The 20,226-nt window shown below is 52.1% G+C and carries 22 protein-coding genes; 9 read left to right on the top strand and 13 right to left on the bottom strand.

From position 1 onward, the window contains the following. Window positions 1–40 precede the first annotated feature (40 nt). The 3 genes from ACMGGS_RS16515 (at window position 41) to yciA (ending at window position 1,996) form a co-directional block, all read left to right on the top strand. Window positions 41–784, top strand: coding sequence for a YciC family protein (locus tag ACMGGS_RS16515; RefSeq protein WP_414163520.1), 744 nt, complete (start codon window positions 41–43; stop codon window positions 782–784). Window positions 785–828: 44 nt separating this feature from the next. Continuing rightward, window positions 829–1,368, top strand: coding sequence for a septation protein A (locus tag ACMGGS_RS16510; protein WP_414163519.1), 540 nt, complete (start codon window positions 829–831; stop codon window positions 1,366–1,368). Window positions 1,369–1,597: 229 nt separating this feature from the next. Next, window positions 1,598–1,996, top strand: coding sequence for an acyl-CoA thioester hydrolase YciA (gene yciA, locus ACMGGS_RS16505; RefSeq protein WP_176918196.1), 399 nt, complete (start codon window positions 1,598–1,600; stop codon window positions 1,994–1,996). 33 nt (window positions 1,997–2,029) lie between these two features. On the opposite strand, the gene ACMGGS_RS16500 is transcribed toward yciA, so the two are convergent. Beyond that, window positions 2,030–2,566 carry a YniB family protein gene (locus ACMGGS_RS16500; RefSeq protein ID WP_194208450.1) on the bottom strand — a complete coding sequence of 179 codons (537 nt, stop codon included), beginning with the start codon at window positions 2,564–2,566 and terminating at the stop codon, window positions 2,030–2,032. Window positions 2,567–2,715: 149 nt separating this feature from the next. Here ACMGGS_RS16500 and hxpB point away from each other — a divergent pair, with 149 nt between their 5' ends. The 3 genes from hxpB to ACMGGS_RS16485 all read left to right on the top strand — a co-directional run bounded on the left by hxpB (window position 2,716) and on the right by ACMGGS_RS16485 (window position 5,645). Continuing rightward, window positions 2,716–3,384 (top strand): hexitol phosphatase HxpB, encoded by a 669-nt coding sequence (gene hxpB, locus ACMGGS_RS16495; RefSeq protein ID WP_414163518.1) that lies wholly within the window; start codon window positions 2,716–2,718, stop codon window positions 3,382–3,384. A gap of 151 nt (window positions 3,385–3,535) precedes the next feature. Next, window positions 3,536–4,114 carry a metal-dependent hydrolase gene (locus ACMGGS_RS16490; protein WP_414166295.1) on the top strand — a complete coding sequence of 193 codons (579 nt, stop codon included), beginning with the start codon at window positions 3,536–3,538 and terminating at the stop codon, window positions 4,112–4,114. Between the two features lie 139 nt (window positions 4,115–4,253). Beyond that, window positions 4,254–5,645 (top strand): L-cystine transporter, encoded by a 1,392-nt coding sequence (locus tag ACMGGS_RS16485; RefSeq protein WP_194208452.1) that lies wholly within the window; start codon window positions 4,254–4,256, stop codon window positions 5,643–5,645. A gap of 31 nt (window positions 5,646–5,676) precedes the next feature. Here the strand turns inward: ACMGGS_RS16485 and cedA are convergent, their stop codons facing one another. After that, the gene (cedA, locus tag ACMGGS_RS16480; RefSeq protein ID WP_176918200.1) at window positions 5,677–5,922 is read right to left on the bottom strand and encodes a cell division activator CedA; all 246 of its coding nucleotides are present in this window, start codon (window positions 5,920–5,922) and stop codon (window positions 5,677–5,679) included. A gap of 197 nt (window positions 5,923–6,119) precedes the next feature. Here cedA and katE point away from each other — a divergent pair, with 197 nt between their 5' ends. Continuing rightward, complete coding sequence (katE, locus tag ACMGGS_RS16475; protein WP_414163517.1) at window positions 6,120–8,378, top strand: catalase HPII; 2,259 nt, start codon at window positions 6,120–6,122, stop codon at window positions 8,376–8,378. A 35-nt stretch (window positions 8,379–8,413) separates the two neighbouring features. Here the strand turns inward: katE and chbG are convergent, their stop codons facing one another. From chbG to osmE, 7 genes are all read right to left on the bottom strand, one after another. Next, a complete protein-coding gene (gene chbG, locus ACMGGS_RS16470; RefSeq protein ID WP_414163516.1) occupies window positions 8,414–9,172 on the bottom strand; it encodes a chitin disaccharide deacetylase in 759 nt (252 codons plus the stop codon). A gap of 16 nt (window positions 9,173–9,188) precedes the next feature. Next, on the bottom strand, window positions 9,189–10,538 hold the full coding sequence (locus ACMGGS_RS16465) for a 6-phospho-beta-glucosidase (RefSeq protein ID WP_414163515.1): 1,350 nt from the start codon (window positions 10,536–10,538) through the stop codon (window positions 9,189–9,191). 99 nt (window positions 10,539–10,637) lie between these two features. After that, complete coding sequence (gene chbR / locus ACMGGS_RS16460) at window positions 10,638–11,450, bottom strand: transcriptional regulator ChbR (protein WP_414163514.1); 813 nt, start codon at window positions 11,448–11,450, stop codon at window positions 10,638–10,640. Window positions 11,451–11,481: 31 nt separating this feature from the next. Beyond that, entirely contained in the window at window positions 11,482–11,829 is a 348-nt protein-coding gene (gene chbA, locus ACMGGS_RS16455; protein WP_414163513.1) for a PTS N,N'-diacetylchitobiose transporter subunit IIA, read from the bottom strand. Window positions 11,830–11,879: 50 nt separating this feature from the next. After that, window positions 11,880–13,238 carry a PTS N,N'-diacetylchitobiose transporter subunit IIC gene (gene chbC / locus ACMGGS_RS16450; RefSeq protein ID WP_414163512.1) on the bottom strand — a complete coding sequence of 453 codons (1,359 nt, stop codon included), beginning with the start codon at window positions 13,236–13,238 and terminating at the stop codon, window positions 11,880–11,882. 81 nt (window positions 13,239–13,319) lie between these two features. Next, window positions 13,320–13,640 (bottom strand): PTS sugar transporter subunit IIB, encoded by a 321-nt coding sequence (locus ACMGGS_RS16445; RefSeq protein WP_414163511.1) that lies wholly within the window; start codon window positions 13,638–13,640, stop codon window positions 13,320–13,322. Window positions 13,641–13,925: 285 nt separating this feature from the next. Continuing rightward, window positions 13,926–14,267: an osmotically-inducible lipoprotein OsmE gene (gene osmE, locus ACMGGS_RS16440; protein WP_176918208.1), complete on the bottom strand. Its 342-nt coding sequence runs from the start codon at window positions 14,265–14,267 to the stop codon at window positions 13,926–13,928. A gap of 241 nt (window positions 14,268–14,508) precedes the next feature. On the opposite strand from osmE, the gene nadE reads away from it, so the two are divergent. Continuing rightward, on the top strand, window positions 14,509–15,336 hold the full coding sequence (gene nadE, locus ACMGGS_RS16435; RefSeq protein ID WP_414163510.1) for an ammonia-dependent NAD(+) synthetase: 828 nt from the start codon (window positions 14,509–14,511) through the stop codon (window positions 15,334–15,336). Window positions 15,337–15,349: 13 nt separating this feature from the next. Here the strand turns inward: nadE and ACMGGS_RS16430 are convergent, their stop codons facing one another. Then, on the bottom strand, window positions 15,350–16,516 hold the full coding sequence (locus tag ACMGGS_RS16430; protein ID WP_414163509.1) for an RNA-guided endonuclease InsQ/TnpB family protein: 1,167 nt from the start codon (window positions 16,514–16,516) through the stop codon (window positions 15,350–15,352). A gap of 221 nt (window positions 16,517–16,737) precedes the next feature. Here ACMGGS_RS16430 and cho point away from each other — a divergent pair, with 221 nt between their 5' ends. Next, on the top strand, window positions 16,738–17,607 hold the full coding sequence (gene cho, locus ACMGGS_RS16425) for an excinuclease Cho (RefSeq protein WP_414163508.1): 870 nt from the start codon (window positions 16,738–16,740) through the stop codon (window positions 17,605–17,607). Here the strand turns inward: cho and ves are convergent. From ves to astE, 3 genes are all read right to left on the bottom strand, one after another. Next, complete coding sequence (gene ves / locus ACMGGS_RS16420) at window positions 17,593–18,150, bottom strand: environmental stress-induced protein Ves (protein ID WP_176918310.1); 558 nt, start codon at window positions 18,148–18,150, stop codon at window positions 17,593–17,595. The genes cho and ves overlap by 15 nt on opposite strands. A gap of 293 nt (window positions 18,151–18,443) precedes the next feature. Then, a complete protein-coding gene (gene spy / locus ACMGGS_RS16415) occupies window positions 18,444–18,926 on the bottom strand; it encodes an ATP-independent periplasmic protein-refolding chaperone Spy (protein WP_414163507.1) in 483 nt (160 codons plus the stop codon). Between the two features lie 319 nt (window positions 18,927–19,245). Next, complete coding sequence (astE, locus tag ACMGGS_RS16410) at window positions 19,246–20,223, bottom strand: succinylglutamate desuccinylase (RefSeq protein WP_414163506.1); 978 nt, start codon at window positions 20,221–20,223, stop codon at window positions 19,246–19,248. Window positions 20,224–20,226: the final 3 nt, after the last annotated feature.

Here is a 20,226-nt window from a genome sequence, read left to right as displayed (position 1 = left end):
TCGTCCGCTTAATAACGCCTGCAAAACTCAAGGAGAGTGCATGTCTATCACGGCGAAGTCCGTTTACCGTGACACGGGTAATTTTTTGCGTAATCAGTTCATTACCATTTTGCTGATTGCTTTATTGTGTGCATTTATCACGGTGGTGCTTGGCCATGCTTTTTCACCGAGTGAGGAGCAGCTTTCTATCCTGAGCGAGGGTGACAATCTGGCTGGTAGCGGCGGATTGTTTGAACTGGTGCAGAGCATGACGCCAGAACAGCAGCAAGTTTTACTTCGCGCCTCAGCCGTGTCAACCTTTTCCGGGCTGGTGGGCAATGCCCTGTTAGCGGGTGGCGTGCTGCTAATGATTCAGATGATTTCTGCCGGGCAACGCGTCAGCGCCCTGCGAGCTATCGGAGCCAGCGCGCCGGCTCTGCCTAAACTGTTTTTGCTGATTCTTCTGACCACCTTTCTGGTACAGATAGGCGTGATGCTGATCGTGGTGCCAGGTGTCATTCTGGCTATTGTGCTGGCCTTTGCCCCGGTTATTCTGGTCCAGGATAAAATGGGTATTTTTGCCTCAATGCGCAGCAGCATGCGTCTGGCGTGGGCAAACATGCGTATTGTCGCGCCCGCCGTCATTTGCTGGCTGCTGGCAAAAGTGCTGCTCCTGATGCTGGCATCGCATTTTGCCGCGCTGACGCCGTTGCTGGGGGCCGTGGTGGCGAACACGCTGAGCAATCTGATTTCCGCGATGCTGCTCATTTATCTGTTTCGTCTGTACATGCTTATTCGCCCTTAACCCTGTCGCTCGCCAGGCGAGCGTCATTACTACGGAATCGTTGTATGAAGCAGTTTCTGGATTTTTTACCGCTGGTCGTCTTCTTTGCCTTTTACAAGCTGTACGACATTTACATGGCGACCACCGCACTGATTATCGCCACGGCGGTAGTGCTGATTTATAGCTGGCTGCGCTATCGCCGGGTCGAGAAAATGGCGCTGATTACCTTTGTACTGGTCGCCGTGTTTGGCGGATTAACGCTTTTCTTCCATAACGATGAATTTATTAAGTGGAAGGTGACCGTTATTTATGCACTGTTTGCCGGAGCGCTGTTGTTCAGTCAATGGGTCATGAAGAAGCCGCTGATCCAACGCATGCTGGGTAAAGAGCTGACGTTACCCGCCGCCGTCTGGTCGAAGCTTAACATCGCCTGGGCGCTGTTCTTTATTGTTTGCGGGCTGGCAAATATCTATATCGCCTTCTGGCTGCCGCAAAATATCTGGGTCAATTTTAAAGTGTTCGGCCTGACTGCGTTGACGCTGGTATTTACCCTGCTGAGCGGTGTGTATATCTACCGGCATATGCCGCAGGATGATAAGCCCTGATTTTTTAACCCGGCTTACGCCGGGTCAGACTGCTGACAAATGTTATCCCGTGGAATTTTGCCCGGTGGCGCTGCGCTTACCGGGCCTACATTTATGATGTAACTTGCTGATATTGTAGGTTTTCGTAGGCCGGGTAAGGCGAAGCCGCCACCCGGCAAAACGGCGTGCACAATAGCCAAACAGGTTTGTCATCAACCTCGGTTTTCTTTATTAAATGACTGGAACAACCATGACAACCACCAACGATGCGCCGCAGGGCGAACTGGTTTTACGTACGCTGGCGATGCCGGCCGACACCAATGCCAATGGCGATATCTTCGGCGGCTGGCTAATGTCGCAGATGGATATGGGCGGCGCGATTCAGGCAAAAGAGATTGCTCAGGGCCGCGTCGTGACCGTGCGGGTGGATGGTATGACCTTCCTGCGTCCGGTGGCGGTGGGCGATGTGGTGTGCTGCTACGCCCGCTGCGTTAAGCGCGGCACGACGTCGGTGAATATTAACGTCGAAGTGTGGGTTAAAAAAGTGTCGTCCGAGCCGATTGGCCAGCGATATAAAGCAACCGAGGCGCTGTTTATTTATGTGGCGGTAGACAGTGACGGCAAACCGCGGCCATTGCCTGCGGCGTAAAGTTTCGCCCGGCGCAATGCCGGGCAAAATCGGTCAAATAAAGCCCAGTAGCGAAAAGAAAAAATAGCCAATGATCAGGACAATGACCGGCATGATGTACAGCGGCACAATTTGCAGGAAAATCGTATGCCGGGGCACCACGATGCGTGATTCGATCTGCTCGCGGGTCATCCCGTCCGGCCCTTTCGCTTTTTCGAGGATCATTTGATCTTCCACCCCTTCACGCAGAAAACGCGCCTGACGGCTCATCCGCGCGCCGGAAGATTGCAGCGCCAGCCCAACAAAGATGAAGGCAAATATAATCCAGAACATCAGGTTGAGGCCGTGACTAAACTCCGGCTGCGGTGAGTTGTACCAGAAAAAATTGAGAAACGGCGTGTTAAAACGCATCATTTCAATCATCACGTGCGCAAAATCCAGCATGACAGCGTTGATTCCCGCTTGTTTTTCGCTGTGCGCGTACATGAATTTCAGAACCGAGATGAGGGTAGAAACGACGGCTGGAATAAATATCACCCAACCCGCAATCCGTTTTATAATTGCGATGCGTCCAGCCTGTTGATACGTCATGGATTCCCCTTATAGAGACGCTTTGTTATCGCTGCTAATTCTACCCGCTGCTGCCACTTTTCGCCCGATTTTTAAAAGCAATATGCTATAACAACGCATAGTTTTCACGTGGTAAACATTTTAAGAGTGGACTCCTGAGGAGGGATGCAATGACGGTTCAGCGACAAATTCTCGCCGCAATTTTTGATATGGATGGTTTATTAATTGACTCCGAACCCTTATGGGATCTGGCTGAACTGGAGGTGATGGAGGGCCTCGGGGTGGATGTTTCCCGACGTGATGAGCTGCCCGACCTGCTCGGCCTGCGTATCGATATGGTGGTGGATTTATGGTACGCGCAGCAGCCGTGGAATGGCCCCGGTCGCGACGAGGTCACCGCTCGTATTATCCGCCGCACGATGAATCTGGTGGAAGAGGCGCGTCCGCTATTGCCTGGGGTGCGTGAAGCCGTGGCGCTGTGCAAAGCCGAAGGGCTGAAAATCGGGCTGGCGTCCGCCTCTCCGCTGTCTATGCTGGAAAATGTGCTCACCATATTTGGCCTGCGTGATGATTTTGAAGCGCTGGCCTCAGCGGAAAAATTACCTTACAGCAAACCGCATCCGCAGGTGTATCTCGACTGTGCGGCAAAACTCGGGGTTGATCCATTAACGTGCGTTACGCTTGAAGATTCCGTCAACGGCATGATCGCCACTAAAGCCGCGCGGATGCGCTCAATTGTCGTCCCGGCACTGGAGGTTCAGCAGGATCCGCGCTATGTTTTGGCGAACGTTAAACTGCACTCTCTGCACGATCTGACCGCTCAGCATTTGCGCGGTTGATCCCCCTGGGCGTTCAGACCGAACGCCCTTTCAGGTTTATCTCACCGGCACACGCAAATTGTGACATTGAGTTACAACGTCACCTCTTTCACATACTGTATAAAAACCCTATACTGGATGAATCGACAGTTTAGCGAGTCCAGTGATTATCATGACGGCGGAAGGCCACCTTCTTTTTTCCATTGCCTGCGCGGTTTTTGCCAAAAATGCCGAGCTTACGCCTGTGCTCGCGCAAGGGGACTGGTGGCATATCATTCCTTCGGCGATTTTGACCTGTCTGCTGCCGGATATCGATCATCCACAATCCTTTCTCGGACAGCGCTTGCGCTGGATCTCAAAACCCATCGCGCGGGCCTTCGGGCATCGCGGTTTTACCCATAGTCTGCTGGTCGTATTTTGCGGTCTGACGATCTGCTATCTGAAAATACCGGAAAGCTGGGTGATCCCGGCAGACGCCGTGCAGGGACTGGTGCTGGGTTATTTAAGCCATATTCTTGCCGATATGCTCACACCCGCAGGGGTTCCGTTGCTGTGGCCGTGCCGCTGGCGCTTCCGCCTGCCGATCCTTGCGCCATGTAAAGGGAATCAGCTTGAACGCGTGCTGTGCATGGCGCTCTTTGTCTGGGCCGTCTGGATGCCGCAAAACCTTCCTGATAACAGCGCGGTACGCTGGTCATCCGGGATGATCAATTCGCTGCAAACCAGCTTTTATCGGTTGATACACCATTAATCGCGTAAATTATCGTCTGTACCAGACGTTTTGATATAAGCCATTCCATTTGGATATAAGACCCCCATCACACTTCTGCTACTCTTGCGCCATCTGAGTTGGCGTTGCTAAGCCGACCGTAATAAACAGGAGAACGGGGATGAATTTTCCATTAATCGCGAACATTATCGTGTTCGTCGCCTTGCTATTTGTGCTGGGACAAACCCGCCACAAACAGTGGAGTCTGGCAAAAAAAGTGCTGGTGGGTCTGGTGCTGGGCGTCATTTTTGGTCTGGCATTACAGTTTATTTATGGCGATGACAGTCCGGTACTCAAAAGTTCGATCCAGTGGTTTAACGTCGTAGGCAACGGTTACGTCCAGTTGCTGCAAATGATTGTTATGCCGCTGGTATTCGCCTCGATTCTGAGCGCGGTGGCCCGTCTGCATAATGCCGCACAGCTTGGCAAAATCAGCGTACTGACCATTGGTACGCTGCTGTTTACCACCCTGATTGCGGCGTTAGTCGGCGTTCTGGTCACTAATCTGTTTGGCCTCTCTGCCGAAGGGCTGGTACAGGGCGCGGCCGAGACGGCGCGTCTTAACGCCATCGAAAGTAACTATGCGGGTAAAGTCGCCGACTTAACCGTACCGCAGCTTATTCTCTCTTTCGTACCGAAAAACCCGTTTGCCGACCTGACCGGGGCCAGCCCAACCTCAATTATCAGTGTGGTGATTTTTGCCGCCTTCCTCGGCGTGGCCGCGCTGAAATTGCTGAAAGACGATGTGGAAAAAGGCCAGCGCGTTCTGACCGCCATCGATACGCTGCAAAGCTGGGTGATGAAACTGGTGCGCCTGGTGATGCAGGTAACGCCTTACGGCGTGCTGGCGCTGATGACCAAAGTGGTGGCCGGTTCCAACCTTCAGGACATTATTAAGCTGGGCAGTTTCGTTATCGCCTCTTATCTGGGTCTGGCGATCATGTTCGTCGTACACGGTCTTCTGCTTAGCGTTAACGGCGTCAGCCCGCTGCGCTACTTCCGCAAAGTGTGGCCGGTACTGACCTTCGCCTTTACCAGCCGTTCCAGCGCCGCCAGCATTCCGCTGAATGTTGAAGCGCAAACGCGTCGTCTCGGCGTGCCGGAATCCATCGCCAGCTTCTCGGCGTCGTTTGGTGCCACGATCGGCCAGAACGGCTGTGCCGGGTTGTATCCGGCGATGCTGGCGGTGATGGTTGCGCCGACAGTGGGCATTAATCCGCTGGACCCGATGTGGATTGCAACGCTGGTAGGCATTGTGACGGTAAGCTCTGCCGGTGTCGCAGGCGTAGGCGGCGGGGCCACCTTTGCCGCGCTGATTGTTCTGCCTGCAATGGGGCTGCCGGTTACTCTGGTCGCGCTGTTGATTTCGGTTGAGCCGCTCATTGATATGGGGCGTACTGCACTGAACGTCAGCGGCTCAATGACCGCCGGGACGCTGACAAGCCAGTGGCTGAAGCAGACGGATAAAACCGTACTGAACAGCGAAGATGAAGTAGAGCTGGCGCATCGCTAAGCCCTGAGCCGGGCACCCTGCCCGGCTACTATTACTCGCCCCCGACAATTTCCCCTTCCTGACGCATCTGCGTTGCCCAGCGCTGGGCCGCTTCCGGTACGCTGAAGGACTGCGAGCGCTGAAATTTCTCGCCCACCAGTACAAAGGCAACGTACTTGCCGCGCATAAGCCAGACGTCCTGAAAACCCTCCATCTTCACCGCATGTTCAGGCGGCGCTGGCTCGATACGAGGCACGTAGCTGATGACAGGACGATTTTGTTGTCGAAGCGTTTTCATAAGCAATACATTCATTAAAGATCACAGCAAAAAAACCATGATAGCCGAAATGCCCACCCGACGTCGCGTCAGGCGTGCGCGATCTTCCCTTCTTTCTACCCCCATCGCCCTGTCCATCGCTGAGATTGTTCTATAGTTAGAGAGGTTTTTCTTTAAGCAACAACTCGTTTCAGAGATGAAAACAAGAGGCTTACGCAATGTCGAAAGATGATAAAAACAGCAAAAATCACACTTCTCCCGTCCATGATGAACGAGAAGCGCAGCCGGGTCTGGATTCTCTGGCTCCGAAAGATGGCTCTCATCAACCGGATCCCAAACCTACCGCTCCCGGCGAACAACCCACTGCATCCGGCAGCCTGAAAGCGCCTGATATCGAAAGCGATAAGTTGACGGCGCTGGAGAGTTTCCGTAAAGGCAGCGAAAACCAGGCATTAACCACTAACCAGGGCGTCAAAATTGCCGACGACCAGAACTCCCTACGGGCCGGAAACCGGGGACCTACGCTGCTGGAAGATTTTATCCTGCGCGAAAAGATCACCCATTTTGACCACGAGCGGATCCCTGAGCGCATCGTGCATGCCCGCGGTTCCGCAGCGCACGGCTACTTCCAGCCCTATAAAGATTTAAGCGACATCACAAAAGCAGACTTTCTCAGCGATCCGCAGAAGAAAACGCCGGTATTCGTGCGCTTCTCGACCGTTCAGGGGGGTGCAGGATCGGCGGATACCGTGCGTGACATTCGCGGTTTTGCCACCAAGTTCTATACCGAAGAAGGTATTTTTGATTTGGTAGGTAACAACACGCCAGTGTTTTTTATTCAGGATGCCCATAAATTTCCGGACTTCGTCCATGCGGTGAAGCCTGAACCCCACTGGGCGATCCCGCAGGGCGCAACCGCGCACGATACCTTCTGGGATTATATTTCTCTGCAACCTGAAACCCTGCATAACGTGATCTGGGCGATGTCCGACCGTGGCCTACCGCGCAGTTTGCGGACCATGGAAGGCTTCGGCATTCATACCTTCCGTCTGATCAACGCTGAAGGAAAAGCGACGTTTGTCCGTTTCCACTGGAAACCGGTGGCCGGTAAAGCGTCGATGGTGTGGGACGAGTCGCAAAAGCTGATTGGTCGCGATCCGGATTTCCACCGTCGCGAACTGTGGGAATCTATTGAAGCGGGCGATTATCCGGAGTTTGAACTGGGATTCCAGCTGATCCCGGAAGAAGATGAGTTTAAATTCGATTTCGACTTACTTGATCCGACCAAACTCATACCGGAAGAGTTAGTGCCAGTACAACTGGTCGGTAAAATGGTCCTCAACCGTAATCCGGATAACTTCTTTGCCGAAAACGAGCAGGCGGCCTTCCATCCAGGGCATATTGTCCCCGGTCTGGATTTCACGAACGATCCACTGTTGCAGGGCCGTCTGTTCTCCTATACGGATACCCAAATCAGCCGTCTTGGCGGACCAAACTTCCACGAGATCCCGATCAATCGCCCGACCTGCCCGTATCATAATTTCCAGCGCGACGGTATGCACCGCATGGATATTGATACTAATCCGGCGAACTACGAACCCAACTCCATCAATGACAACTGGCCGCGTGAAACGCCTCCGGCGGCGAAACGCGGTGGTTTTGAGAGCTATCAGGAACGTGTTGATGGTAATAAAGTCCGCGAGCGTAGCCCGTCATTCGGTGAGTATTACTCCCACCCGCGCTTGTTCTGGAACAGCCAGACGCCGGTTGAGCAACAGCATATTATTGACGCCTTCAGCTTTGAGCTTGGCAAGGTGAGTCGTCCTTATATTCGCGAACGCGTGGTGGATCAACTGGTGCGCATCGACCTCAAACTGGCGCAGGCGGTGGCCGAAAATCTGGGCCTGACGCTGACAGATGAGCAACTGGCGGTGACGCCACCGGCGGATGTGAACGGACTGAAAAAAGACCCGTCGCTGAGCCTGTACGCCATTCCTGGCGGCAGCGTTAAAGGACGCGTAGTAGGCGTACTGCTGAATGATAAGGTGAAGTCAGCCGATTTGCTGGCGCTGCTTAAAGGGCTGAAAGCGGAAGGCGTTCACGCCAAACTCCTTTATTCCCGAATGGGCGACATTAAGGCTGATGATGGCAGCGCACTGAACGTAATGGCAACCTTCGCAGGCGCGCCGTCACTAACTGTTGATGCGGTGATTGTGCCTGGTGGCGATCTGAGCAGTCTGAAAGCCAGCGGCGAAGCGAATTACTATCTGCTGGAAGCCTATAAGCACCTGAAGCCTATCGTGCTGGCGGGTGATGCGCGTGAGTTTAAAACGGTGCTGAACGTTGATGCTCAGGGTGAAGAGGGAATTGTTGAAGCTGACAGTATTTCTGCAGCGACGGTGAAAGAACTCATTACCCTGCTGGCCGCGCATCGCGTGTGGTCACGTAGCAGCAAAATCGCCAGTATCCCGGCGTAACGAAAAACCGCAGCGCTGGCGCTGCGGTTTTATTTTCACAGATCGCTAAAGTTTCCCAGCCGGAAGCCCCGCGCGGTCACCGCCGCTTTTAACGACGGCGCTGTCAATACCTCAAGCTCCTCCAGACGCGGATAACAATATTTGCTCTCCTGCAACGGCTTATCGACAAAACCGGGATGGCACATGATTTCTATCGACCGGTCATTACGCGCCACGGCGTTGTCCAGAATATCAAGGAAAAACGCCTCCGTAACGTTCTCCGCATAGAAATTGCTGGCAAAGCTATCGCTGCTGCGCTCATCAGTGAGCATAATTGCGTTTTGCGCAACGACTTCACGATCGATACGCACCGGCAGCCCCTTCTCATCGGCAAATTTTGCGACGATGGCATACACCTGGGGGATCAGATGGACGTGATGGTGACTGTCAATATGCGTTGGCGCACGGCCAAAAACATCTAAAAAGCGCTGATATTGACAGGCCAGTTCGCGCTCAACCTCCTGCGAATTTAAAGTCCCCTGCTCTGCCACTTCCCAGACCCATTTCCCCAGCCTGCCGTCACGCGCCAGCGATGGCATGGCGGTTAAAGGACAACCAAAGCTGAGCACAAAATGCAGCCCGACGCCAAGTTGCGGCGTTTGTGCGCTGAGTTCAGCGGCGTGTTCCACCGCCGGCGCGTTCATCATTGCCGTGGTGGAGGTCACCACACCATGACGTGCGGCCTCGATGATGCCAAAATTAACGCCTTTGCTTAATCCAAAGTCATCAGCGTTGACGATCAATAAACGTTGCACAGGGTGCCTCCTTTCATTAATGCGATGATTTAATGGCGGCAACCGCCTTCGCAAAGCGCGGCAGATGCTCCTGATGCGCCAGCAGCAGTTCGCGTACCAGCACCTCAGCATCGTTGTCGGAACGCATCAATGGGTTCAGGTTCAGGGCCAGTAACGCATCGTTAAATTCGCCGCTCAATGCCGCCTTGCTTGCCGCAATTTCGAAACACTTAATGGAGTGGATCAGCCCCAGCACTTTTTCATCAAAGTGGGTGATACGCGGGTGTGGCGTCGCGCCGTTACGACCCAGCAGGCAGGTCATCTCAACCGTCCAGTCCTGCGGAATATTCTGCACGCTTCCCTGGTGCGGAATATTGATGTAGTGCTCAGTTTGCTTGTCATTGTAAATCGCGTTAATCACTTCACAGGCGGCATCGGAGTAGTATGCGCCGCCGCGCTGTTCAAGCTCCGCCGGTTTAACGTTCAGATTGGGATCTTTATACAATTCGAAAAGCTGTTTTTCGAGTTGCTGGACAACCTGAGCGCGCGCGCCGCCTTTATAGAATTCGCCCATTTCAATCGCCAGCATCTCTTTGTGCTTAAAGTAATAAAGCAGATAAGAGCATGGCAGCAGATTGAGCGAACGGATCAGCCCTTCATTAAACGGCAGGCCAAAGATATTTTTGACGGTTCTTGCGGTCAGCGTACCGGATGCCACACCGTCGATCAGTTCGGCAAAACGCGACTGACCGTTGACCAGTACATCTTTAATAAAGACCATATGGTTGAGACCAAACAGGTCGACAGACAGGTCGTCGCTATCTTCCAGTTTGAGTACGTCGCGGATAAACATTTTCATGCCGACCGGCACGTTGCACACGCCGATAAAGCGCCTGAAGTTGGTGTGACGATACACCGCCTCAGTCACCATACCGGCCGGGTTAGTGAAGTTGACAATCCACGCGTTCGGACAAATTTCTTCGACATCTTTAATAATGTCAAAGATGACCGGGATGGTCCGCAGGCCCTTAAACAGACCGCCTGCGCCGTTCGTTTCCTGGCCCAGATAGCCGTGGCTTAGCGGAATACGTTCGTCTTTTTCACGCGCTTTTAACTGGCCGACGCGTAATTGGGTGGTAACGAAATCTGCGCCCTGTAGTGCCTCGCGGCGGTTCAGCGTTTTAAAAACTTTTAGCGGCACGCCCGCTTTTTCCACCATTCGTTGACACAGGCTATGAATAATGTCGAGCTTCTCCTGCCCTTCTTCTACATCCACCAGCCACAATTCGCTTACCGGCAGTTCATCATAACGCTTAATAAAACCTTCGAGTAATTCCGGGGTATAGCTACTGCCACCACCAATTGTGACAACTTTTAAACTTTTCATATAAACTCCCGTTCAGTAAACGATCGCCATGATGAATACCTTCACGCGATCATACCTGTGAATTGATAATATAAATAACTTTCTGTGTGACGGTGTTAATTAGCCACCACAACGCTGTTTACGATAAGATCCTGGCGTAAATGCGGTTAATTTTTTAAAGGTCTTAATAAAAATACAAGGACTACTAAACCCGGCGTCATAAGCGATATCGGCCACCGAGAAATTGGTGGTTTCAAGCTGCTTTTTGCAAAAATTAATGCGGATCTCGTTGATGATTTGCACCGGCGTTTTGTTGTAATACTTTTGCGTGGAGCGCGTGAGATACGCCTGGCTCTTAGCCGAAATCTTAATCATCTTCTCCAGCGCATTCTCACCAAACATGGCTTTGTCGTGCATCTCTTTCACGGTTCGCCTGAGCCAGACGGGAATATCATCATCCTCCACCTGCTCTTTATGATGCTGTAAGCGGTTAACAATATAAAACGTTAACAGCTTATTAAATTCATCAAATTCATTATCGCGAAAATCCAGCGAAGCAATAACCGACTCAATATAGGTGAGAAACTCTTTTTTAATATGATACTTTTGCGAGGCAACAAAGCAAAACGGTAACAGGTACAGGTAATGCTCATCAAAAAATGAACGGCTAATCCCCATATTCAGAATTCGCGTCATGCCAAATTCATAAAAAGTTTGATGATGCGAGCCGATAGGAATGAAAACGAAATCCCCTCGCTCCAGCAGTACCCGTTTACCATTGATCTCCTGATAGCAGCTTCCTGTCAGGACAATGGTAAACTCGTAATAGTCGTGCTGATGTAATCCACTGACGCTTTCCACCTTATCAAAGATGAACATATGAAAATCTTCACTGTTCAAAAATTGACTTGCGCGTACCGTTTTGATTTCCATCGCACTCTCCTGTTGCCCGGTGTTCTCTAGCCTATTGCATTTTCTCATGCAGCTCAATCAGCTCGGCAATCAGCTCACGGGCCAGCATCGACGTCATCAGGTGATCCTGCGCATGCACCAGCACCAGGCTCACTTTCATTTTTCCCTGCCCCTGATCGCCCTCAATCAGTTGGGTCTGTACGCGATGCGCTTCGTTCAGCGCCAGCTTTGATTGCGACATCAGTTCCTGGGCCGCAACAAAATCGCCCTGTTTCGCTTTTTTTAGCGCCGCATAGGCCTGACTACGCGCGGAACCTGAGTTAATAATCAGCCCCATCACCACTTCTTCAAGTTCATCGGCCGTGGTATCGGATTCAACAATCTCTTCCAAATCAAACATACGATCTTTCCTTTCAGCAGGGAGCGGGACTTCTCCCGCTCCGGTGAGGGTTAAAACGACAGGGCGTTCCTGATGTCTTCTTCGCTCTCTTCTTCCTCAATCACGGTTTGTGCTTTATTGGAGATGATCACGAAAGGCAGATAGAACATCGTTGCCACCCCCAGGTTGAACAGGGCCAGGATCAATGCACCGATGCTACCGTTAGAGTTAAAGAACGCCCCGAGGCCTGGCGGCATGGTCCATGGCGCAAAGTTGGTTGACGGTGGGATAAGACCCAGCGAGTAAGCCGCCAGCGTGATGCCCGCCAGAATCGGCTGGATCAGTACGAAGGGGATCATCATTAGTGGATTCATGATAATCGGCATACCGAACAGAATCGGTTCGTTGATATTGAACAGCCCTGACGGCAACGCCAGTTTCGCCACCTGACGGTGATCCGCACGGCGTGAGGCGATGAAAATCGCGATAATAAGACCCAGCGTGGCCCCTGTACCACCGAGGAAAATATACGATTCCAGCATCGGTCCGGTCCAGAAATGGAAGGTTTTACCGGCGGCAATGGCCGCATCCACCGAACCAAACTGGGTGTAGGTCGCCATATTTTCCATACCCCAGGGACCAAGGATACCGCTGTTCAGTGCGGTCAGCGCCAGCCCGCCGTGGACACCAAAGAACCACAACAGCGCGTTGAATACCACGTAAGCCCAGCCCACCACGCTTCCCATGGAAGCCAGCGGTTTAGAGACGCTATCCATAATGATTTGATGGAAGTTACTGCCGATGAGCGACAGGCCCCAAGCGACGAAGCCCATAATTAACAAAATGATAAAACCTGGGATCAGCGCAGAAAACGAGCGTGAAACCGATGCAGGCACACTCTCCGGCAATTTGATGACCCAGTTACGGCGCACGATAAAGGTGAAAATTTCTGCGACTACCAGCCCGATAATGATACCGGAAATGATGTTCTGCCCGCCCAGCCAGTTGGCACCGACGGCATAGGCTTCTCCCACGGAAAACGGCGTAACCGTCATAAAAGAGGCAATCGACAATAAACCGGCAGCCAGCGGATCGACTTTACGTTCTTCCGCCAGCGCCATACCGATAAAGAACGGTGTCATCAGCGACATAATACCCAGCGTACCGTTATAAACGCTGCCGCCAATAACCTTGAACCCTTCTAATGTTTGAATCGTCGAAGCGTCAAGTCTTACTCCTAATGAAAAAAAGAATGACCCTTCACCAAAACTCAAAAATACGTTATTAATCAGAACAAACATTGCGCCTGCAAGCGTTAATGGCATTAACCGAATAAAACCATTTTTAATCGCATTAACATGCACCTGCTTGCCTAATTTCACAGCAAAGGGAAGAAGAACCCTCTCAAGTGAATCAATCGCTTTGCTCATAAATAGCATCCTGTAATGCCGCAATGCAAAATTGCGGCGATGAAATATGAAATTACTCTTTGACGGGAAAAATAAATAAAATTAATGTACTGCTGCTTTTTTAATGGCTGCGACGGCGGATTTTAATACCCCCAATCCATCGACTTTTCCGTACAGAATGGAATCAATCACTTCAACAGGTTTGTTGGGTACAGCGCTTTTAATATCTGGCAACATATAAGCAATTTGTGGCCCGATTAAAATGACATCTGCTTCAGGCCCTTTTTCTGCGGCCAGTGATTCAGGAAATGCTTCAATGATAACCGGCACTTCATATTTTTCTGCCTGAGCACGCATTTTTGATACCAGCAGAGAAGTGGACATCCCTGCGGAACAAAACAAATAAATTTTTTTCTTCTCCATAAAACCCTCCATAATTTTACGAACAAATTTTATACGGCGAATTATTAACCTCAACTTGCCTTTGCAGGCAATTCGAAATGATATTGTTTTGCCTGAGTGAAGTATACGATTTTACGTAGGGGGGTGATAATGCGTAAAGTGCATGAATTGTCTCTCTTTGACCTCATGCTTTGACGACCCTCACATTTCGGTCAAATAATTCGCGATGCTAAAAAAGAATAGCGCAGACAAAAAGAAACCGGCACAAAGGCCGGTTTCTTTTTTAACTCAGGCAGCAAAAGGAGGTTACTGCTTCGGAGCCTGCGGATCGGTATCATACTCGGCACAGGTCTGATAGCCAGAGTTAAGCACCCGACCAGCATCATCCAGAGCCACAAAATAAGTTTCTGTTTTACCGTCCCGTTGACCCAGGATATAGGTCTGGCATGTACCGCGAGCATGGACCATCGACACTTCAGAAGAAGGACGGCCGGCGATCTGCTGCACCTGCTGACGCGTCATCCCTTTCTTAATATCTTTTACAACTGGCTGTGTGAATTGGTCTTTAGTACGATCATAGGCCGTACAACCAGCCAACATAGTCAGTACTGCCGCTGCACTTAAAATTCCTGCTACATTCTTGTTCATATTCCGTCCTCTTGTTTATCAGCGTGTTATAAGCCTGGAATACAAACCCGAATTTTTCAACTTGCTTGAGAAAATCCTCTGTCTTTCGGAAATATCCTTAAAAAACAGCTATGGAGAGCGAAAATGCGTCAATTACCCTCTTCTGCCCGGTCAATTGTTGTCGTTTTAACGCTTAAGAGGTAGGTTTAAGGTATCGTCCAGAAATGTCGATGACATAGCAGAATTTAATTACGGGGGTGACATGGCTCTGCAACAAGAAATTATTCGTGCGCTTGGCGCTAAACCACAGATTGACGCGGAAGAAGAGATTCGCCGCAGCGTGGACTTTCTCAAATCCTACCTGACCACCTATCCCTTCATCAAATCCTTAGTCCTGGGGATCAGCGGCGGACAGGATTCAACCCTTGCCGGAAAACTGTGTCAGACAGCGATCGATGAGCTGCGGGCCGAAAGCGGTGTTGAGGACCTGCAATTTATCGCCGTGCGCCTGCCCTACGGTGTGCAGGCAGATGAGCAGGACTGCCAGGACGCCATTGCGTTTATTCAGCCCGATCGCGTATTGACCGTCAATATCAAAGGCGCAGTGTTAGCCAGCGAGCAGGCATTGCGTGATGCAGGCGTTGAATTGAGCGATTTTGTACGCGGCAATGAAAAAGCGCGTGAACGCATGAAAGCACAGTACAGCATTGCAGGCATGACCAAAGGGGTGGTCGTGGGCACCGACCATGCCGCTGAAGCGCTGACTGGATTCTTCACCAAATATGGCGACGGCGGCACGGACATTAATCCGCTGTTCCGTTTAAACAAACGTCAGGGTAAGCAGTTGCTGGCGCAGCTTGGCTGCCCGGAACATCTTTATAAGAAACTGCCGACGGCGGATCTGGAAGATGACCGTCCATCTCTGCCCGATGAAGCGGCGCTCGGCGTCACCTATGAAGATATTGACAACTATCTTGAAGGCAAACCGGTTGATGAAGGCACCGCCCGTATTATTGAAGGCTGGTATCTGAAAACCGAACATAAGCGTCGCCCGCCAATCACCGTGTTTGACGATTTCTGGAAGAATTGACGTACTCCCCGCCCTAAAGGGCGGGGATTCTTGCTTCGCGGAGCCGAACCTGAGCCGCATTAAGCGGTTCAGGGATTACCGGCTCTCCACAAGCTAACACGGCGAGTCCCGCCGCTTTTATATTCCGCGCTGCGTTAATGTCACGGTCATGGTCTGCGCCGCATTCCGGGCAGTGCCATTTCCGGACATCCAGCAACATTTTTTTCATCGTGAAACCGCAACTGCTACAGCGTTTTGAGGACGGGAAAAACTGATCAATGGTGACCACTGAACGTCCGGCCCATTCGCCTTTGTACTGGAGCTGGCGCACAAATTCGCTCCAGCCTGCGTCTGCTATCGCTTTTGACAGTGACGGGTTGCGGATCATGTTCTTCACTTTGAGGGATTCGACGCAAACAACTTGATTCTCGTTAATGAGTTTGCGGGTGGCCTTGTGCAGGGCATCCATCCGGCAATCGGCAATTTTCGCGTGGACCCGGGCCACCTTTAAGCGGGCTTTGGTGCGGTTTTTCGAACCTTTGGCCTTTTTGCTTAACCGGCGCTGGAGGAACGCCAGGCGTGCCGCGTATTTAGCGGTATGGCGGGGATTGCCGGACTTAAATCCGGTATCGGTGACGAACAAATCTTTTAAACCAACATCAATGCCAGCCGTTCTCGGGCTGATCGGCAGTGATACAGGTTCAAATTCGCAAAGACACGACACGAAATACCGCCCGGCGGCATCTCTGGACACGGTGACGGTAGACGGTACGGACGGCAGCGGGCGACTCCAGCGCACGTCTAAAGGCGTTTTGCTCTTTGCCATGTACAACCTGCCATCGCGGTATTTAAACGCGGCATCGGTAAGCGTGGCGGCCTGTTTATGGCGCTTGCTTTTGAATGTCGGGTATCCGGCACGTCCGGCGAAGAAGTTCGAAAATGCCGTTTGCTGGTGGCGCAGGGCTTGCTGTAGCGGCACGCTGGAAACATCATTGAGCCAGGCAAATTCTGGCTCCTTTTTCAGCGCCGTTAATCGTGCGCTGGCCTGCACATAACCAATTTTTTCCTGACGCTCATAGTACGCATCGGTCCGCCAGCGAAGTATGGAATTATAGACGAAACGCACGCACCCGAACGTCTGAGCCAAAAGCTCAACCTGATCGGGTGTTGGACAGAATCGATATTTATAGGCGCGTTTCATATGACTTGCAAAATACGCTGAAAAATGTAATCCATATTGACGAAGGTCAAAAAATGTTACGCCGTTACCGCGCTTATATCCCCGACCGATTGGGCGAGGTCTTAGGCGCAAATTGATAATCGCCTACGGACCGGGCAGGTTTTCCGATCCGTTCTTTTCGCCTCTTTTTTCGCCAGATTTAACTTGCTATACTGTATGTGTAAACAGTATCAGGAGTTAATGTGGCAAGGCGTCCCTCAGCCCCGCGCCTCGATTTCGAAGCGGCGGCAATTTATGAATATCCCGAGCATTTACGTCCCTGGCTTGAGGCGCTGCCCAAATTGCCCGGCGTTTATTTTTTTCATGGCGAAAGCGAAGCGATGCCGCTTTACATCGGTAAAAGCATCAATATTCGCAGCCGTGTGCTCTCGCATTTACGCACGCCTGCCGAAGCCGCGATGCTGCGCCAGTCCCGACGCATCACCTGGGTCCGTACCGCAGGTGAAGTGGGCGCACTGTTGCTGGAAGCGCAGATGATTAAAGAGCAGCAACCGCTGTTTAATAAGCGGCTGCGGCGCAATCGCCAGCTCTGTTCGTTGCTGATGGTGGACGGTAAACCGCAAATCGTTTACGCCCGCGAAGTCGATTTCTCCCACCAGCCGGGGCTGTTTGGTCTTTTTGCCAATCGACGCGCGGCGCTTGGCGCATTACAAAGTATCGCCGATGAACACAAGCTATGTTACGGGCTGCTCGGGCTGGAATCCGTGACGCGTGGACGAGGCTGCTTTCGTTCTGCCCTGCACCGTTGTGCGGGAGCCTGCTGTGGTAAAGAAAGTATCGAAGAACATAATCAGCGGCTGTATGACGCTCTGGCGCGGCTACAGATCGTCTGCTGGCCGTGGCAAGGCCCGGTAGCGATGAAAGAAAGCGGCCCGGATATGACCCAATATCATATTATTGATAACTGGCTGTGGCTGGGATCGGTGAACAGCCCCGACGAGGCGTCGTCGTTATTACGCACCCCTGCCGGGTTCGATCAGGACGGCTATAAAATTCTCTGCAAGCCGCTGATCGCGGGAAATTTCGAAATCAGCGAATTAGTGTCCCGGTAGCCAGGTGATCTCACTGAACAGAAGTTGACCTTCACTTTTGAGTAAGCGCAAGGTATGACACCCGTCCTGCCAGTATGCACCCTGTTCGGCGGTGAGTAATTTATCGCCGAGCTGCCATGCACCATTTAAGACGAATACCACGCCACCGCGCGAAGCAAAGGTGGTGAAGGTGCGATCAGCCACCCGGACTTTTGCCTGGCAACGATCGCGACGGGTAATGACGTTGAAGTCCATTGACATATGCCCTTCGGTAAGATGCGCCCGGACTTTGTGCTCGCCGGAAAAGCGAAATGGCTGGAACTGCCGCAGCGTATGCCGGAACGCGTTTCCGGCGTCAAGCGTCATTTCGCCCCCCTCGAGCAGAGTAATCACCCTGTCTGTGCCAGGAATAACCGCAAATTCACCATTCGCGGCAATAGAGGCGATACTGGCCCGCCAGTTGAAGTCGCGGGTGGCCGGAGGAAAACAGCACAGTTCCCGCGTCTCACCTGCACCGTTACGCCATAAATTGACCGCCATTTTGCGCATATCAAAATAATCCATCATCACTCCTGAAAGGCACAGTGCGTATCGCCATGCCGCCTGTGGCTATTGGCGGCTTATCATCATCAATTATTCGTTATTTATCGGCAGCAGAATGACTGGCCTTAGCGCAGCGTTATAACAAATTAAAAAAAAGTCCGCGATGCGACGTAAGGCCATGATAATGCACCAGCTTGAGGAGAATACCGTGTCGGTAGCCGGTGGCAAGAGATAAAATGAAAAAACCGCCGGGCCTGCCCACGGCCTGTATCGGCTATGGGCAAGACCGGCGGTCTTGAATGTTGTCGGCTGAATTATTCAGCTGGCGGAGCCATTTTACCGTCCGGGGCGTGATGTTCTGTCAGACGCTTCTCAAAATTGGCATTAAACTGTTTTTTCTGTTCCGGAGTCAGAATGTTGTAAATCTTGTTCTGCGCTTCCATTCGGGCCAGCATCTGCGATTTGTGCTGGGCCGCCATTTTGTCGATCTGCGCTTCGGCTTTCGCTTTATCGAAGGTATCGCTGGCGATCAGGTCATGGTTTGCACGCAACTCTTCCACTGGCGGGCGCTTCATCTCGCTACGCTGAGCTTTCATGATGTCGCGAACCTGCTGTTTCTGCGCGTCGGTCAGATTCAGATCCTTAAACATCATGTCATGATGCGGACCCATCGGCCCTCTGTGCTGCGGTGCCGTTTTCGCGGGGGTCGCGGTAGTGGTTGTGTCAGCGGCATGAGCCAGGTTAGCCGCGCCAAAAGCCAGGGTTGAGGCAACAAACAGAGCAGTTAATTTACGCATGGATTTATCCTTCTTTCAGTTATTCTTTCGGCGTGTTTGCCGTGTTGACGATATTAACTTTACGCGCTTTATCGTCAATAAGTCAGTGCAAGAGTAAAGCATTGAAAGTGTAAAAAACGTTTTACCGCCAATTATGAAGAAAATATGAAAAAAAGATGGAGAGTGATAACAAAAATAAATAATTCGTTGATTACGAAGAGATTATGCAGAAGTATAAAACAGCGGCGATTATTAATAAAGCACTTTGCTCAGATTAATCTGCATTGCTCCTGCCAGGTTTAACCCGGCGTTCAGTAATATACCGATGCCGGGAATTACACTATCCGCTGCAAAGAACGCGTTTTAACATTAAACCTGCACGCAAGCCTGGCGCGACGTCAGGATTGGGGAAAAGAACATATTCTGTCTCGTTGCCAACCTGCCAGCAGCGTTCCCCGTCTTCCGCCAGCAGGGTGCCGGGGACAAAGGAGGTGAAATTAAGCGTTTCTGCTGACATGTGCAGGGTGAAATGGCTGTCGTACCGGGTCAGTTGCTGTACCACCTGATAGCGCAGTGGTTCCGCGTAGCGGGTGTCCACCAGCTCTCCGGCGAGTAAATGGGTGAGTGCCCGGGCAGTGGTGGCGAAAAGCGACAGATCGTTGTCACCAAACGGCAATGCTTTACCCAGCTCAAGGGTGCAGGCCAGTGCCGCAAAGCGTTCTCCGCTGAAATGGCTGAAGGTGCCGCCCGGATGCTGATGAAAAACCAGTGCCTCCAGCCCGGCGGCTCCCAGCCACTGTAGAAATGACTCATCCCACGGCGCGGCTCTGGCAGGCAGCACGCCAAAACGCAGGTGGTGCGAGCCACGGATGGCGGTATGCAGATCCAGATGCCAGCACTGCGCCCGTTCATCCTGCTGGAAGAAACGGCTGACCGTCTCTTCCAGCAGCGCGGCACGCGCGGTTTCATCGCTCGCCGGGAATTGCCGCCAGCGTCCGCCAAACATCCGATTGAGATCGGCTTGCAGGTAGCGTTTACCTGCCCGTAACGCGGCAGGGTTCCCGAAGATCACCAGCAGCCGCCAGCGCAGCGGGATCTCCCCCGCCATTAATGCGGTAAGTAGATGGTCCACCATTTCGACCGGCGCGGTTTCGTTGCCGTGTATTCCGGCTGAGAGAACCAGCGCCCGGGCGACCGGCTGATGCGGTGACAGTTCGAGTATTCCCTCGCCCAGCCAGCGCCAGCGGAAATACGGCGTTTCTCCCCGCGTTGCCAGTGGCGGCGTGGCCGACAGCGTCGATGCTAAAAAATGATTCATTTC

Origin of the sequence: Superficieibacter sp. BNK-5, assembly GCF_047456055.1 — a bacterium.
GTDB lineage: Bacteria > Pseudomonadota > Gammaproteobacteria > Enterobacterales > Enterobacteriaceae > Superficieibacter.
Note: the sequence above shows the minus strand (reverse complement) of the source record. Positions and strands in the feature narration are given on the sequence as shown.